Raw genomic sequence first — 17,049 nt, 5'->3', positions numbered from 1 at the left:
GTGACGGCGCCGAGGATGAGTTCGACGACCCGGAACTCGTTGGGGCGCCGGGTGGTCCGGCTGGCCATGGCCGAGCCCACCACCGGGTATTTGAGGGCGACCGCCAGTGAGCCGTCGGCGAGCGCCCGGATGCGTCCCTTCCAGTCGAGGCCCTCGGGGATGGTGTCGAGCACCTCGCCGAGCGTGCGGTCCGCGACGGACAGCAGCAGCTCGTCCTTGTCGCGAAAGTGCCGGTAGATCGCGGTCGGGTCCGCGCCCAGCTCCTCGCCCAGGCGCCGGACGGTTAAGGCGTCCTCGCTTCCGCGGGCCGCGATGCGCAGGCTCGCGTCGATGATCGCGTCGGGCGTCAGATGACTGCCCGCGCGCTTGCTCCGGGCCGTTTTGGCGGGTGATTTCGGCATGGTGCGGCCAGTGTATCGATCCAGGAAACGATTAGCGCAATACCGTTGACAACGACATTGCGCTGCCGTTCACTCCTCCACAACAACTAGCCAGCGGGTCAGCCCGCCGAGCCGGAGGATGCGTTGATGGCACACCGCAGCCAACAGGCCGACACCGTTTTCCTGGGTGGCCGGGTCTTCACCGGAGCCGGAACACGGCCCACCCCGGTGGACGCCGCCGTCGCCGTAGGGGGAGGCCGGATCCTTGCCGTCGCCGACACCAGCACGGTGCGGTCGCTCGCCGGCACCGCCACGGAGGTCGTCGACCTCGAGGGCGGGCTGCTCGTCCCCGGGTTCCAGGACGCCCATGTCCATCCCGTGGTGGCCGGAGTGTTGATGCTCGGCTGCAACCTGGGCGAGCGGAGCACCGCCGAGGGCTATCTCGAGGTGGTGGCCCAGTACGCCAAGGACCATCCGGACGCGGTCTGGATCCGCGGCGGTGGCTGGTCCATGGACAGCTTCCCCGGGGGTACGCCGACGCGCGGCATGCTCGACGCGGTGGTGCCGGACCGGCCCGTCCTGCTCACCAACCGCGACGGCCACGGCGCCTGGGCCAACACCCGCGCGCTCGACCTCGCCGGGGTCGACCGCCACACCCCCGACCCGGCGGACGGCCGGATCGAGCGGGAGCCGGACGGGACCCCGGCGGGCACCCTCCAGGAGGGCGCCGTGGAACTGGTGGCCCGCCATATGCCGGCCGCGACACCGCAGGAGGCGTACGCCGGTCTGCTCGCCGCGCAGGAGTACCTCTTCTCGCTGGGAGTGACCGGCTGGCAGGACGCCATGATCGGCGCTTTCCCCGGCAACCCCGACAACTTCGATGTCTATCTGCGCGCGGCCCGTGAGGGCTCGCTGCTCGCCCGCGTCGTCGGTGCCCTGTGGTGGGACCGCGAACGCGGCCTGGAACAACTTCCCGAGCTGGAGGAGCGCCGCCGCACCGGACAGGTGGGCCGCTTCAACGCCACCAGCGTGAAGATCATGCAGGACGGCGTGGCGGAGAACTTCACCGCGGGAATGCTGGAGCCCTACCTCGACGGCTGCGGCTGCCCCACCGCCAATTCCGGGCTCAGTTTCGTCGAGCCCGCCCTGCTCACCGAGGCGGTGTGCGCGCTCGACCGCTCCGGCTTCCAAGTCCACTTCCACGCGCTCGGCGACCGCGCCGTCCGTGAGGCCCTCGACGCACTGGCCACCGCCCGGACCGCCAATGGCGTCAATGACAACCGGCACCACATGGCCCACCTCCAGGTCGTCCACCCCGATGACATCGGACGCTTCGCGAGCCTGGGCGTGGCCGCGAACATCCAGGCGCTGTGGGCCGCGCACGAACCGCAGATGGACGAGCTGACGATCCCGTTCCTGGGCCCCGAGCGGGCCGCCCTGCAATACCCGTTCGGGGATCTGCGGCGCGCCGGGGCCCGCCTGGTCGCGGGCAGCGACTGGTCGGTGAGCAGCCCCAACCCGCTGTGGGGCATCCATGTCGCGGTCAACCGCACCGTACCCCCGCAGGAGACCCCCGACGCGGCGTGTGCGCCGTTCTACCCCGAGCAGGCCCTGTCCCTGACCGAGGCGCTCACCGCGTACACCGCGGGCAGCGCCTGGGTGAACCACCTCGACGAGGTGACCGGCACGATCGAGGAGGGCAAGTACGCGGATCTCGTGGTCCTCGACCGCGACCCGTTCGCGGGCCCCTCCCAGGAGATCGCAGGCGCCCGGGTGCGCCGGACCTATATCGACGGTCGGCTCGTCTTCGCCGCGACCGACTGACGTATCCCCTCCACTTCACCGAGCCCACCCCGGACGGAGACAGACGATGCTCATAGGGAGCGCAGGAACGAGACGACGGACCCGGCCATTGCGGCGCACCGCGGGGACCTTCCTCGCAGCAGCCGCGGTGCTCGTCACCAGCGCGTGCAGCGGCACCGCGCACTCGGACAAAGGCGGCAGCACGAGTGCCGCGTATCAACTCACGAACCGAACTCCCGCCGCCGCAGGCGCCATTGACTCCTTCACCTGGTCGATCTACGCCGAGCCCACCTCGATCGACTACGTCTACGCCTTCGACTACCCGCCCAACCAGATCCTCTCCAACGTCTGTGAGAGCCTGCTGCGCTGGAACCCGGATCTGACGACGTCGCCGAACCTCGCGTCCTCGTACAGCAATCCGACGCCCACCACCTGGGTCTACAAGATCCGCCCCCAAGTGCGTTTCCACGACGGGACGCTGCTCACCGCGAAGGACGTCGTCGCCTCACTGCGCCGTCATCTCGACCCCGCCGTGGGCAGCGCCTGGGTCAACTCGTTCCGCAATGTGAAGTCGATCGCCGCCTCCGGCGAGCTGGAAGTCACCGTCAGGCTGAAGAAGCCGGACTCGACCTTCAACCAGGCGATGGCCGCCAGCCCCGGCACCGTCGAGTCCGCCGCCACCCTCGCCAAGAAGGGCAAGAACTACGGCAGCCCCAAGGGCGGCGTGAACTGCACCGGGCCGTTCTCGTTCGGGTCCTGGAACCCGGGCCAGTCGCTCGAGCTCAAGAAGTTCGACGGCTACTGGAACCCCAAGCTCAAGGCCAAGGCGGGCCGGGTCAAGTTCGTGTTCCTGAGCGATGCGACGACCCGCGTCAGCGCCTTCCAGAGCGGTGAGGTGGACGGCGGCTGGATGGTCCCGACCGATGCCTACGACCAACTCCGCTCGTCCCAGGCCGGAAAGCTCTACTTCGGCCGCAACACCACCGTCGCCGACGAGGTGGTCAGCAACCTCAAGGGCCCGCTGGGCGACGCCCAGGTGCGCAGGGCCCTGCTCATGGCCATCGACCGCAAGGGCATCGTCAAGGCCGGCGCCGGCGGGGTCGGCGAGGTCGCCGACTCGCTGGTCACCGACAACATGTGGAAGAACGCACCCGCCGCGACCCGCAAGGCCCTCCCCAAGGACCTGCCGCGCTACCCGTACAACCCGGCCAAGGCCAAGAAGCTCGCGAAGAAGGCCGGAGTGCAGGGCCAGCGTGTCGTCATCGCAACCAGCCCGCTCGACTCGCAGACGAAGATCATCACACAAGCTGTCGCCCAGGCGGCCAAGGCCATCGGGCTGAGCCCCAAGATCGACACACTCTCCCCGGAGAAGTACTCGACGCTCTTCACCGACCCTGCCGCCCGCTATGGCATCGACCTCTTCCTCACCTTCTGGTACACCTCGATCACCGACCCGCTGGACATGTACACCTCTCTACAGACCGGCGCCGTCACCAACTACGGGGACTGGTCCAACAAGGACTTCGACAAGGCCGTCGAGCAGGCCGTCGGCACCTACGAACCGGCCGCGCACGCGGAGGCCAACGCGAAGGCGCAGCAGATCGCCCTGCGGGAACTGCCCTGGCTGCCTCTGTACACGCAACCGGTGAGCGTCTTCCTCGGCAACCGGATCACCGGCGTTCAGCCGTCGATCGCCTACCTGTACTACCCGTGGGCGGCCGAGATCGGGGCGAAGAAATGAGTCGCGCGGCGACGCGAGCGCTCGGGGTCCTGCGCAGACTGGCCGGAATGGCCGCGACCCTGCTGGCCACCTCGTTCCTGGTGTTCTCCTCGCTGTACCTGGCGCCCGGCGACCCGGCGAGCTTCCTGGTGCGCGGCCGCAGCGCGAGCCCGCAGGAACTCGCCGAGATCCGGCGGCAGTACGGGTTCGACCAGCCGTTCCTGGTCCAGTACGGGCACTGGCTGGACAATGTGCTGCACGGCGACTTCGGCCGGTCCTACCTCTTCCACCAGGACGTCAGCTCGGTCCTCTGGTCGCGTCTGCCCGCCACGCTGCTGTTGATCGGGGTGTCGGCCCTGCTGATCGCGGTGGTGGGCATCGCGGCGGGCATGGTCGGTGCGCTGCGCCGCGGCACACGGACCGACTCCGTACTGATGCTTCTGGTGACGGTGGGGGCCGCCGCCCCCGCCTTCGTCGCCGCGCTGCTGCTGAGGTCGGTGTTCGGGGTGCGGCTCGGCTGGTTCCCGACCATCGGCAACGGCACCGGCGTACTCGACCGACTGCATCACATCGTTCTTCCGGCGGTCGCCCTGTCGGTGACGTTCATGGCGCTGGTGACTCGGGTGACCCGCTCGTCGATGCTGGAGGAGCTGGGCCGTGAGCACGTCGAGGTCGCGATGAGCCGCGGCACACCGCGGTGGACCGTGATCCGGCGTCATGTGCTGCGCAACGCGCTCGGACCGATCGTCACCGTCTCCGCGCTCCTGATCTCGGGAATGCTGGTGAGCACCTCGATCGTGGAGACCGCGTTCGGGATGTCGGGCGTGGGATCGCTGCTCGTGCAGTCGGTCAACCAGATGGACTTCCAGGTGGTGCAGGCGATCGTGCTACTCGTGGTGGCCGCGTTCGTCGTACTCAACGCCTTGGTGGACATCGTGCATCCGCTGATCGATCCGCGGGTGGCGGCAGCGGGGAGCGCACGATGAGCGTACAGATCGCAGGCGTGAAGCGCGGTCCGGCCGCCCGGCTGCGGGCCTTGGGCGGCGGGTGGCTTCAGAACCTGTGCCTGCTGCTTCTGGTCCTGTTCGTGCTGGTCTCGGTGTTCGCGCCGTGGCTCGCGCCGCAGGATCCGACATACGGCGACCTCGGCTCGGGGCTCGTGGGCCCGAGCGCCGAGCATTGGCTGGGCACGGACCAGGGTGGGCACGACACCTTCTCGGCCCTGATCGAAGGGAGTCGTACGAGCCTGGTCGGGCCGCTCGCGGTGGTGTTGTTCTCCACCGTCACGGGCATCGCCGTCGGCCTGTTCACGGCCTGGCGGGGCGGCTGGGCCGACACCGTGATCGGGCGGCTGCTCGACGTCGTGTTCGCCTTCCCCGCGCTGCTCGTCGCGATTCTCGCGGTGGCGATCTTCGGCAAGGGGATGACGGCACCGGTGATCGCCATGTCCTTGGCGTACATGCCGTACACCGCGCGGCTGGTGCGCGGTCTGGCCCTACAGGAGCAGGCCAGGCCCTATATCGCCGCCTACCGTGTGCAAGGGCACTCCGGGGTGTTCGTCGCGGTCCGCCGACTGCTGCCGAACATCGGCCCGACCGTGCTCGCCCAGTCGACCGTCAACTTCGGCTACGCGCTGCTCGACCTCGCCGCCCTGTCCTTCCTGGGCCTCGGCGTTCAGCCGCCGACACCCGACTGGGGCGCGATGATCAACCAGAGTCAGGCCGCGGTCCTTCAGGGCCAGCCGCTGTCATCGACTGTGCCCGCGGTAGCGGTCGTCCTGGTCGTCGTCGCCTTCAACGTGGTCGGAGAGAACTTCGGCGACCGGCTCGCGGGGAGGGATTCCTGATGGCACTGCTCGAGTACGAGGCCCTGAACATCGCCCTGCCCGGCATGGCCCGCCCGGTCCTCGACGGCATCGATCTGACCGTGGCCGCCGGTGAGATCGTCGCCCTGGTCGGTGAATCCGGCTCCGGAAAGTCGGTCACCGCCCGCGCCGCCCTCGGCCTGTTCCCCGCGGGGGCCGACATCGAAGGCCACGTCCGGGTCGATGGAACGGACCTGGTGAGTGCCGACGCCACCGGCCTGCGGACCATCCGTACGGCCAAGGCGTCGATGATCTTCCAGGACCCCCGGGCGGGCATCAACCCGGTGCGCCGCATCGGGGACTTCCTCACCGAGTCGCTGCGCGTCAGCCACGGCTGGGCCAAGGACCGCGCGAACGCCCGGGCCGCCGAACTGCTCGCCGCGGTCGGCCTCCCGGATCCCGCCCGGCACCTGAGGCAGTATCCGCACCAGCTCTCCGGCGGCATGCTCCAGCGCGTCATGATCGCCGGGGCGCTCACCACCGAACCCCGGCTGCTGCTGTGCGACGAGCCGACCACCGCCCTCGACGTCAGCACCCAGGCCGAGATCATGGCCATCCTGGGACGGCTGCAACGCGAACGCGACCTGGGCCTGCTCCTCATCACCCATGACATCGAACTCGCGGCCGCCGCCTGCGACCGCGTCTACGTGATGTACGCAGGGCGGATCGTGGAGACGGCGCCCACCGCCGAACTCTTCGCGGCGCCTCGCCACCCCTACACCGCGGGCCTGCTCGGCTCGTCCCCTCCCCTGTCTGCGCCGAACGGCCCGCCCGCCCGGCTGACTCCGATCCCCGGGGCCCCGATGGGTCTGCTCGACTCCGCCCCCGGTTGCTCCTTCGCGGCCCGCTGCCGCTTCGCCCGGCCCGGCGTCTGCGACCAGTCGCCACCGCCCCTGGAGCGACACGGCACGGCCCTGGTCGCCTGCCACCGCGCCGACGACCTCACCTCCGTACCCGACGCACTCGCCGCGACGGCGACGGCTCCCAACTCACCGCATATGGAGGACGGTTGACCAGCGAGACGGACACGCTGCTCCAAGTGAGCGGTCTGCGCAAGACCTACCGGGAGGGAAGGTCGGAGGTCGTCGCGGTCGACGACCTGTCGTTCTCCCTACGGGCCGGCGGCGCGCTCGGCATCGTAGGAGAGTCGGGCTCTGGCAAGACGACCACGGCCCGGATGCTGATCGGCCTCGAACGCCCCGACGCGGGACGGATCCTGGTCCAGGGCAAGCCGCTGACCGCGACCGTACGCGGCAAGGCGGCCCGCCTCGCCCGGGCCAAGGCGGTCCAGATCGTCTTCCAGGACCCGTACCTCTCGCTGGACGGGCGCATCAGCATCGGCGCGACCATCGACGGAGTGCTGCGCCTGCACGGCCTGACGGACCGGGCGGACCGGGCCACCCGCACCAGGGAGCTGCTCGCCCAGGTCGGCCTCGGCGAGCGCGAGGCGGCCGCGCTCCCCCGCAAGCTCTCCGGCGGCCAGCGCCAACGCGCCGCGATCGCAAGGGCGTTGGCCGTCGAACCCACCGTGCTCGTGCTCGACGAGGCGGTGTCGGCCCTCGACGTATCCGTACAGGCGCAGGTGCTCAATCTCCTGTGGGACATCCGCCGCGACACCGGCATCGGCCTGGTCTTCGTCAGCCACGACCTGGCCGTCGTGCGATACGTGTGCGACGAGGCGCTCGTTCTGTACCGGGGCCGCACGATGGAACACCGCCCCGTCGCGGACCTCCTCACCGACCCCGGACACCCCTACACACAGCTTCTGCTGGCGTCCGTACCCCGACCGGGCTGGGACCCCGACTCGATCAGCGGCCGACGCCGGGAGCTCGATCCGCTGATGGCCAAGGGAGCTGCGGGAGGGCGCGGCTGAGGCGTCCTGTGAACCATTCGCCGGCCGGGCTCGGGCGGTGGTCGCGGGCGCGGGGCCCCGCGACCGCCGGTCAGACGCCGAGTTCGCGGTCGATGAGGGCGAACACCTCATCGGCGGTGGCCGCCGTCAGGTCCTCCTCGTCCGTCGGTCCGTCGTTCTCCTGCGCGGCGGCGGTGTACTTCCACACCAGGGCCTGCAACCGGTTCACCAGACCGGCACGCCGCGGGTCGCCGGTCGGCAGCCCGGCCAGTGCGGCCTCGAGTCCGTCGAGGTGTCCGGAGAGCGGATGTGCCGCACCGGCCGCTCCCGGGTCCACCTCGGCCAGCAGATGGCCCGCCAGCGCCCGGGGTGTCGGATAGTCGAAGACCACCGTCGTCGGCAGGCTCAGCCCCGTGGCGGCGCGCAGCCGGTTCCTGAGCTCGACGGCCGCGATGGAGTCGAACCCCAGCTCCTTGAACGGGCGGTCGGGCTCCACCGCCTCCGGCGCCGGATAGTGCAGTACGGCGGCCACATGGGCGCGTACCAGCGCCAGCAGCCGCTCGACCCGCTCGTCCTCGGCCAGGGAGCCCAGCTCGCGCCGCAGCGCCGACGCCTCATCGGTGCCGGTGTCCTCCGTGGATCCCCGCGCGGCCTCGATGGCCCGGCGGGCGGCCGGGATGTCGTCGAAGAGCCTGCTGGGGCGGGCGAGGGTGAACAGCGGCGCGAAGCGCTCCCATTCCACATCGGCGATGGTGACACGCGGATCGTCGTGGTCGAGCACCTGCCGCAGTGCGGTGAGCGCCGGCCGCGGGTCCAGCGGGGACAGGCCCTGCCGTCGGGAGCGCTCGGTGTGCGAGGCCATCGGCCCGTCCGATGTGTCACCACCGTACGGCAGATCCCACAGCCCCCACGCGATCGAGACGGTGGGGCGGCCGTCGGCCCGGTCGCGCTGCGCCAGCGCGTCGAGGCAGGCGGTGGCGGCCGCGTAGGAGCCGTGGTCCTTGCTGCCCCAGGAGGCGGCGACGGTGGAGAAGTAGACCACGGTGTCCTCGGGGCCCATACCGCGCAGTTCGTCCAACCGGCGCCCGGCGTCGTCCAGATGAGCGCGGATCTCCTCGGCCAGCCGCCGCGGGGTGAGCTCCATCAGCGAGGCCAGCTCACCGGAGGCCGAGGTGTGGATGATCGTCCCGATCCGTCCGCTCGCCTCCGCCATCCGCTCGACGAGGTGTGCGGTGCCGTCCTGGTCGGCGGTTGAGTGGTCGGCCACGGTGAGTCCGGTGCCGAGCGCGTCCAGTTCGGCCTTCAGATCCACGGCGCCGGGGGCGTCGCCACCTCCGGGGGCCAGCATCACGATGTGTTCCGCGCCGTCGGCGGCCAGTCGGCGGGCGACATGGGCGGCGGGTCCGTCGGCGGTTCCGGTGATGAGCACGGTGCCCCGGGGTTTCCAGGTGCGCCGCAAGGCGCGGCCACCGATCGGGGCGGGGACCAGCCGTCGGCCGTACGCACCGGTCGGGCGCAGCGCCGCCTCGTCCTCGCCGCAGGCCCCGGTGAGCAGGGCGCGCAGCCGCTCGGCGTCCAGGGTGTCCGGGCTCGCGGGCAGGTCCACCAATCCGCCCCACCGGTCCGGGTGTTCCAGGGCGGCCACTCTGCCGAGCCCCCATAGCTGGGCCTGGTGGGGGGCGTCCAGGGGGTCGGAGTCGTCGATGGCGACCGCGCCACGGGTGGCACACCACAGGGGCGCGGTGACGGCGGCGTCCACCAGCGCCTGGAGCAGGGTGAGCGTGCCGGTCAGGCCGGGGGCCACGCCGGGCAGCGGCCGCGCGTGGTCGTCCAGGGCCAGCAGCGACAGTACGCCCGCCGATGGCGGCTCCTCGGCGCACCGGGAGCGCAGCAGTTCGGCGAGCCCCTCCCGGTCGGTGTCCTCGGCCAGCTCCAGCCTGCGCACCTGGCCGCCGTCCGCGCCCAGCGCCCGTACGCAGGCGTCCGTCCAGCCGTGGGCGGTGCCCTTCGGGTGGACCACGAGCCAGGAGCCCGCGGCGGCGGGGGCGGCGGCGGTGACGGGCCGCCATTCGACGCGGTAGCGCCAGGAGTCCACGGCGGAGCGCTCACGACGGCCGCGACGCCATGTGGAGAGCGCGGGGAGCACGGTGCCCAGCGAGGTCCGGTGGCCGGTGCCGTCCGGGAGGCTCAGCGTCTCGGAGAGCGCGCTCAGATCCTCTCCCTCCACCGCGGCCCAGAACCGGGACTCCTCCTCGTCCGCCGGGGACTCGGTGGCGAAGGACACCGAGTCGGCCAGCCAGTACCGCTCCCGCTGGAAGGCGTAGGTGGGCAGTTGGACGGTGTGCGGGGCGGCGGGGCCGGTGGGATGGAGGGTGGTCCAGTCGATCGTGACGCCCGCGGTGAAGGCCAGCGCGAGGGACTCGACCAGCCGCGCCCGGCCGCCGTGGTCGCGCCGGAGCGTGGGTACGGTGACCGCGTCGGCCGCGGCTTCCTCGAAGGTCTCCTGCATTCCCACGGTCAGTACGGGATGGGTGCTGCTCTCGATGAACACGCGGTGGCCATCGGCCAGCAGCGCCTGGACGGTGTCGGCGAACCGCACCGGCTCACGGAGGTTGGTCACCCAGTAGGCGGTGTCCAGCCCGGTGGTGTCGATCCGGCGGGCGGTGACCGTGGAGTAGAACGCCACCTTGGACGCGACCGGCCGGACACCCGCCAGGGCTTCCGCCAGCTCGTCGGCGATCTCGTCCACCTGGGGGCTGTGCGAGGCGTAGTCCACCTCGATCGGCCGCGCCCGGTCGCCCGCCTCCCGACAGGCCGCCACGGCGTGTGCCACCTGCTCGGGCGGCCCGGAAATCACCGTGGAGGAGGGGCCGTTGACCGCGGCCACGCCGACGGCCGCCGCCTGGTCGCCCAGCTCGGCCAGCAGCTTCCCGGCCCGCTCCCGGCTCACTCCCAGGGAGGCCATCGCCCCGCCACCGGCGAGCCGCCGCAACGCCTTGCTGCGCAGCGCCACCACCTTGGCGCCGTCCTCCAGGGACAGGGCACCGGCCACCACGGCCGCCGCGATCTCGCCCTGGCTGTGCCCGATCACCGCCCCGGGACGTACGCCGTGGCCTGCCCACACCGCGGCGAGCGACACCATCACGGCCCACAGGACGGGCTGCACCACATCGACACGGCCCAGGTCGGCCGCCCCGGCGGCGCCGCGCAGCACATCGGTGAGGGACCAGTCGACGTACGGCGCCAGCGCCCGTTCGCACTCCGCCACCCGGGCCGCGAACACGGGTGAGACGTCGAGCAGTTCGGCTCCCATGCCCGCCCACTGCGAGCCCTGGCCGGGGAACACCAGCACCGGGCCCAGGTCCCCGGCCACGGCGGCGCCACCGGGGTGGACCAGGCCCGGGTGTGTCCCGCCGGTGGCCAGCGCCTCCACGGCCGCCATCAGTTCTTCGCGGGTCTCGCCCACGGCCACGGCCCGGTGGTCGAACACCGATCGGGTGGTGACCAGCGACCAGCTCACATCGGCGATGGGCAGCCCCGGATCGGCGGCGATCCGCCGGGCGAGGGCCGCCGCCTGTCCCCGCAGGGCCTGGGCGCCACGGGCGGACAGAACCCATGGCACCACCGCCTCGGGCGCCGGGGCGGCGGGCTCCGGCTGGTCAGGGGGACTGGGCTCGGGGGGCTGTTCCAGGATCAGATGGGCATTGGTGCCGCTGATCCCGAAGGAGGACACCCCGGCCCTGCGGGGCCGCTCACCCCTCGGCCAGGCCACCGGTTCGGTCAGCAGCCGCACCCCGCCGCCTTCCCACTCCACATGGGGGGTCGGCGCATCGATGTGCAGGGTGACCGGCAGTGTCTCGTGCCAGAGCGCCATCACCATTTTGATGACACCGGCGACACCCGCGGCCGCCTGGGCATGGCCGATGTTGGATTTGAGCGACCCCAGCCACAGGGGCCGTTCACCGGGCCGGTCCTGTCCGTAGGTGGCCAGCAGTGCGTGTGCCTCGATCGGGTCGCCGAGGGAGGTCCCCGTGCCGTGGGCCTCGACCGCGTCGACCTGGTCGGCGGCGAGGCGGGCACTGGCCAGCGCCTGCCGGATCACCCGTTCCTGCGATACGTCGTTGGGCGCGGTCAGACCGTTGCTTGCACCGTCCTGGTTGATGGCCGAGCCCCGGATCAGGGCCAGCACCCGATGCCCGTTGCGCCGTGCGTCGGACAGCCGCTCCAGCAGCACCAGGCCGACGCCCTCGGAGAAGCCCGTGCCGTCCGCGGCCGACGCGAAGGACTTGCAGCGGCCGTCCGGGGCCAGCCCGCGCTGGCGGGAGAACTCGGCGAAGGCGGTCGGAGTGGTGAGCGCGGTGACCCCGCCCGCGAGCGCCAGATCGCATTCGCCCTGCCGCAGTGCCTGACTCGCCAGATGCATCGCCACCAGCGACGACGAACACGCCGTATCGACGGTCACCGCCGGGCCCTCCAGGCCGAAGGTGTACGCCACCCGGCCGGAGACCACGCTGGTGAGGCTGCCGGTGGTGGCATAGCCCTCGAAGCCCTCGGGGACGCGGGGCATCCGGGACATGTAGTCCTGGCTGGACACGCCCGCGTACACACCGGTCCGGCTGCCCTTCACCGTCACCGGGTCGACCCCGGCGCGTTCGAGCAGCTCCCAGGCCACCTCCAGCAGCAGCCGCTGCTGCGGATCCATCGCCAGGGCCTCGCGCGGGCTGATCCCGAAGAACTCCGCGTCGAAGCGGTCGGCGCCGTCCAGGAATCCGCCGTGCCGGACGTAGCTGGTGCCGGGGTGGTCGGGGTCGGGGTGGTAGAGGCCGTCCAGATCCCAGCCGCGGTCGGTGGGGAACGCGGTGATGCCGTCGCCACCGGAGGCCACCAGCTCCCACAGCTCTTCGGGGCAGCCGACACCACCCGGATAGCGGCAGGCCATGCTCACGATGGCCACCGGCTCCTGGGATCGCTCCTCCATCTCGCGCAGCCGCTGACGAGCCTGCCCGAGATCCACCGTGACCCGCTTCAGATACTGGCGGAGTTTCTCTTCCGTACCCGACATCAGTCCTCACTCACGATCAAGAGGGCAGTTCCCTGTCGATGAACTCGAACAACTCGTCGTCCGACGCGGAGTCGAGGGCGCCGTCGTCCACGGTGGGGTGGTGCCGGCCGGTGGCCTCGTCCGGCGTGTCGTCGGTCAGGCGCCACAGCAGCGCCTCCAGGCGCTTCGCCAGCCGGTCGCGGGCCTCGTCGTCGTGGGGTACGAGGCGCGCCAGCGCCGCCTCCAGCCTCTCCAGCTCGCCGAAGACGGGGGCCGAGGTGTCCGCCCGCGCGGGGCACAGCTTCTCGCGCAGTTCGGCGGCGATGGCCGAGGGCGTGGGATGCCGGAAGACGACGGTGGCGGGGAGCCGCAGCCCGGTGGCGGCGGCGAGCCGGTTGCGCAGTTCGACACCGGTCAGCGAGTCGAAGCCCAGATCCTTGAAGGCGGTGTCACCGGACACCGCCCCGGCGTCGGTGTGGCCCAGGACCGCCGCGGCCTGCGTGCGCACCAGCGTGAGCAGGATCCGGTGCTGTTCCTCCACGGGCACCGCCGCGAGCTGGGCGACCAGACCGGCGGCGGGTGCCCCGGTGGCGGCGGTACGACGGGGGGTCGTTCCGCTGTCGAGGAGCGTGCGCAGCAGGGCGGGGAGGGTGTCCGCGGGCTGAGCGGCCAGGGCCCGGAGGTCGAGCTGGACGGCCGCGGGCTGCGGGGCACCGTGCCAGCAGGCGGCGTCCATCAGCCCCAGCGCCTGCTCGCCGGACATGGCGGCGATGCCGGAACGCGACATCCTGGCCAGGTCAGCCTCGTCCAGATGTCCGGTCATCCCGCTGGCATCGGCCCACAGCCCCCAGGCCACCGAGACCGCCGGGAGGCCCATGGCCTGGCGGTGAGTGGCCAGGGCGTCGCAATAGGCGTTGGCCGCGGCGTAGTTGGCCTGGCCCGGGCTGCCCATCACCCCCGCGGCCGAGGAGAACATCACGAACATCCCGAGCCGCAGTCGCGCGGTGGCGGCATGGAGATGGGCCGCGGCCGTGGCCTTGGGGGCCCACACCCGCGCCAGACCCGCCGGGGTCTGCGAGGTGACCATCGCGTCGTCCAGCACACCGGCCGCGTGGACGACACCGGTCAGGGGGTGCGCCGGATCGACGCCCGCGACGAGGTCGTTCACCGCGGCGCCGTCGGTGACGTCCACGGCCACGATCCGGGCCTCGGCGCCCAGGTCGGTGAGGTGGGCCAGCAGCTCCGGTGCGCCGGGGGCGTCCATACCGCTGCGGCTCACCAGCATCAGATGGCGGATGTTCCAGACGCGGACGAGGTGCTCGGCGACGTGTCGGCCGAGGGTGCCGGTGCCACCGGTGATGAGCACCGTGCCCCCGGGATCCACCGGGGCGGGGACGTCCAGGACCAGCTTGCCGGTGTGCTTGGCCTGACTGAAGTACCGCAGCGCCTCACGCGCCCGGCTGAGCGTCCACGCCCGTACGGGAGGCGGCCCCAGCACACCCGAGGCGAACAACTCGCCCAGCTCGCACAGCATTTGGCCGATACGGTCCGGCCCGGCGTCGGTGATCAGGTCGTAGACCCGGTAGGTCACCCCGGGGTAATCCGCCGCGATCCGCTCCGGGTCGCGGACATCTGTCTTGCCCATCTCCAGCAGACGGCCGCCTTTGAGGAGAAGGCGGAGTGAGGCGTCCACGAATGGCCCGGCGAGGCTGTTGAGTACCACGTCCACGCCTCGGCCGCCGGTGGCCTCCCGGAATGTCTCCTCGAAGTCCAGAGCGCGTGAGGAGGCCCGGTGGGCCTCGTCGATGCCCATCGCCTCCAGGACTTTGTGCTTCCCCGGACTCGCCGTGGCGAAGACCTCCGCGCCCAGATGCCGCGCGATCCGCACCGCAGCCGTCCCCACACCACCGGTCGCGGCATGGATCAGCACCCGCTCCCCCGGCCGGAGCCCGGCGAGGTCGGTCAGCCCGTACCAGGCGGTGAGATAGGCCACCGGTACGGCCGCCGCCTGCCGGAAGCTCCAGCCGCCCGGGATCGGCGCCAGCAACCGCGCGTCGGTGACCGCCAGCGGTCCGAACGACTGGTCGAGGACGCCCATGACGCGATCGCCCACGGACACGTGGGACACCTCGGGGCCGATGTCCACCACCACTCCGGCGCCCTCACCGCCGAGTCCGGTCTGTCCGGGCACCATGCCCAAACCGACCAGCACATCACGGAAGTTGACACCGGCGGCGCGTACGGCGATCCGTACCTGGCCCGCGCCCAGGGGCTCCAGCACCTCGGGGCAGGACACGGGCACGACGTTCTCCAGGGTCGCCGTGCCCGCCGTGTCCAGCCGCCATGCCTCCGGCTGCTCCACGGGGCCCACCAGCCCCGCGCCCCCGGTACCGGCATGGACCAGGCGGGGCACCAGCGCCCGACCGGCACGCAGGGCGAGCTGGGGCTCGTCCAGTTCCACGGCGCGCGCTGCGGCGATGCACACGGCATCGGTGTGGGGGGTGGCCTTGGTGTTGGTGGTGGTATTGGCGTTGGTGGTGGCGTTGGTGGCGTTGGCGTTGGCGTGGAGGTCGTCGTCACGGTCGAGGAGGACGAACCGGCCGGGGTTCTCCGACTGTGCGCTGCGCACGAGGCCCCATACGGCGGCAGCGGCCAGGTCCACCCGGGTGGTGCTCTCGGGTCCGTCGACCGCGACCGCGCCCCGCGTGACCACCACCAACCGGGCCTCCGCCAAGCGCGGTTCGGCGAGCCAGCCCCGCACCAGTTCCAGTGCCCGTTCCGTCGCCGACAGCGCCTCGGCCGACGCCTCCTCGGCGCCCGCACCGGTGGGGCTGGTCAGGGCGGCCATTTCGGTGAGAACGACCGGCGGGACGGGCTCCCGATCGCCCAGTGCCGCGACCAGCGCGGCAGGATCCGGGTGTCCGTCGGCGCCCAGGACGGCCCAGTCATCGTCCCCGGCCGCCGTCTCCTCGGCCCCGGCCGCGAGCGGCAGAGGCGTCCACTCGACGGTGAACAGGCTGTCCGTACGGCGACTGCCGTGGGCCACCGCCGCCCGCAACTGATCGACGCTCGCGGGCCGCATCGCCACGGAATCCACGGTCAGCACCGGAGCGCCGACGGCATCGGCCACGGTCAGCCGTAGTGCGCGCTCGCCCTCGGCGTTCTCCGGCTGGGGAGAGAGCCGAACCCGGACCGTGGTGGCCCCGGCCGCCCACAACGTCACGCCGTTCCAGGCGAACGGCAACCAGACCCGGCCATCAGTGGCTTCGGTACCGGTCTCGGTGTCGTCCGCGTCGAGCTGGTCGATCAGCAGTGCGGGATGCAGCGCGGCGTCCAGCAGCGCCGGGTGGATGCCGAACCCGGTCTGCTCTCCGGCGGCCTCGGGCAGGGCCACCTCCGCGCACACATCCGCGCCGTCCCGCCATACGGCCCGCAGCCCCTGGAACGACGGCCCGTAGGCATACCCCGAGGCCGCGACCCGGTCGTAGAACCCCTCGACACCGAGCGGTGCCGCACCGGCCGGAGGCCACGCCCCGCCCAGCCCCAGCGCCTCGTCGGAACGGTCCGCGGGTGCGCTCAACACGCCCTCCGCATGGCACACCCATCCCGTGGCGGAGTCTCCTTCACCGGCGGGCCGGGAGTACACCCGCACATCACGGCGCCCGTCCTCGGCGGCCTCGCCCACGACGACCTGTACCCGCAGCGCGCCCGACGACGGCAGGACCAGCGGCACCCGCAGCGCCAGTTCATCCACGCCGCCACAGCCGACCTCATCGGCCGCCCGCAGCACCCACTCGGCCGGCGCCGCGCCCGGGACCAGCACCGCGTCCGCCACCACATGCTCCCCGAGCCAGGTATGCGTACGCGCCGAAATCCGGCCCGTCAGCACATGGCCACGGCCATCGGCAAGCTCGACAGCGGCGCCCAGCAGCGGATGTCCGGCGGAGACGAGCCCGAGGTCGGCCGGGTCGCCGGCGCGTCCTCCGTGGCCGTCGAGCCAGTAGCGCTCACGCTGGAACGCGTAGGTGGGCAGTGCGACCACGCGGGGTGCCGGGGAACTCGGATACAGCGCGGTCCAGTCGACGTCGACCCCGGCGGTGAACGCCTGGGCGAGTGAGTGGAGAAGCTGGGCCTGGCCGCCGTGATCGCGGCGCAGAGTCGGCACGGTGACGGCCGTGACCTCGGCTTCCTCAAAGGTCTCCTGAAGCCCGAGCGTGAGCACGGGATGCGTACTGGCCTCGATGAACACCCGATGCCCATCCGACAGCAACGCCTGGACGGCATCGGTGAACCGCACCCGCTCCCGCAGATTCGCCACCCAGTAAGCGGTGTCGAGGTCGGTGGTGAGCGCACGGCCACCGGTCACCGTCGAGTAGAACGCCGTACCCG

At 71.9% G+C, this 17,049-nt stretch carries 9 protein-coding genes; 6 read left to right on the top strand and 3 right to left on the bottom strand.

Going from position 1 to position 17,049, the window contains the following annotated elements:
* Positions 1-401: TetR/AcrR family transcriptional regulator (locus KN815_RS33700; protein WP_216345644.1), on the bottom strand; the 401-nt coding region annotated here is incomplete at its 3' end.
* Positions 402-527: 126 nt separating this feature from the next.
* Between KN815_RS33700 and KN815_RS33695 the strand changes: the two genes are divergently transcribed.
* From KN815_RS33695 to KN815_RS33670, 6 genes are all read left to right on the top strand, one after another.
* Positions 528-2,204, top strand: coding sequence for an amidohydrolase (locus KN815_RS33695; RefSeq protein ID WP_216345643.1), 1,677 nt, complete (start codon positions 528-530; stop codon positions 2,202-2,204).
* 88 nt (positions 2,205-2,292) lie between these two features.
* Positions 2,293-3,924 (top strand): ABC transporter substrate-binding protein, encoded by a 1,632-nt coding sequence (locus tag KN815_RS33690; RefSeq protein ID WP_253209403.1) that lies wholly within the window; start codon positions 2,293-2,295, stop codon positions 3,922-3,924.
* A complete protein-coding gene (locus KN815_RS33685; RefSeq protein WP_216345641.1) occupies positions 3,921-4,889 on the top strand; it encodes an ABC transporter permease in 969 nt (322 codons plus the stop codon). The genes KN815_RS33690 and KN815_RS33685 overlap by 4 nt, the downstream gene beginning before the upstream one ends.
* A complete protein-coding gene (locus KN815_RS33680) occupies positions 4,886-5,749 on the top strand; it encodes an ABC transporter permease (RefSeq protein WP_216345640.1) in 864 nt (287 codons plus the stop codon). Before KN815_RS33685 ends, KN815_RS33680 begins: the two co-directional genes overlap by 4 nt.
* Positions 5,749-6,780 (top strand): ABC transporter ATP-binding protein, encoded by a 1,032-nt coding sequence (locus tag KN815_RS33675; RefSeq protein ID WP_216345639.1) that lies wholly within the window; start codon positions 5,749-5,751, stop codon positions 6,778-6,780. The genes KN815_RS33680 and KN815_RS33675 overlap by 1 nt, the downstream gene beginning before the upstream one ends.
* The gene (locus KN815_RS33670; protein WP_216345638.1) at positions 6,777-7,640 is read left to right on the top strand and encodes an ATP-binding cassette domain-containing protein; all 864 of its coding nucleotides are present in this window, start codon (positions 6,777-6,779) and stop codon (positions 7,638-7,640) included. The genes KN815_RS33675 and KN815_RS33670 overlap by 4 nt, the downstream gene beginning before the upstream one ends.
* A gap of 70 nt (positions 7,641-7,710) precedes the next feature.
* Here the strand turns inward: KN815_RS33670 and KN815_RS33665 are convergent, their stop codons facing one another.
* Both KN815_RS33665 and KN815_RS33660 read right to left on the bottom strand, forming a co-directional pair.
* Positions 7,711-12,681 (bottom strand): type I polyketide synthase, encoded by a 4,971-nt coding sequence (locus tag KN815_RS33665; RefSeq protein ID WP_216345637.1) that lies wholly within the window; start codon positions 12,679-12,681, stop codon positions 7,711-7,713.
* Between the two features lie 16 nt (positions 12,682-12,697).
* On the bottom strand, positions 12,698-17,049 hold a 4,352-nt coding region (locus KN815_RS33660), incomplete at its 5' end, for an SDR family NAD(P)-dependent oxidoreductase (RefSeq protein WP_216345636.1).

This window comes from Streptomyces niphimycinicus (assembly GCF_018883605.1).
GTDB classification, from domain to species: domain Bacteria; phylum Actinomycetota; class Actinomycetes; order Streptomycetales; family Streptomycetaceae; genus Streptomyces; species Streptomyces niphimycinicus.
Note: the sequence above shows the minus strand (reverse complement) of the source record. Positions and strands in the feature narration are given on the sequence as shown.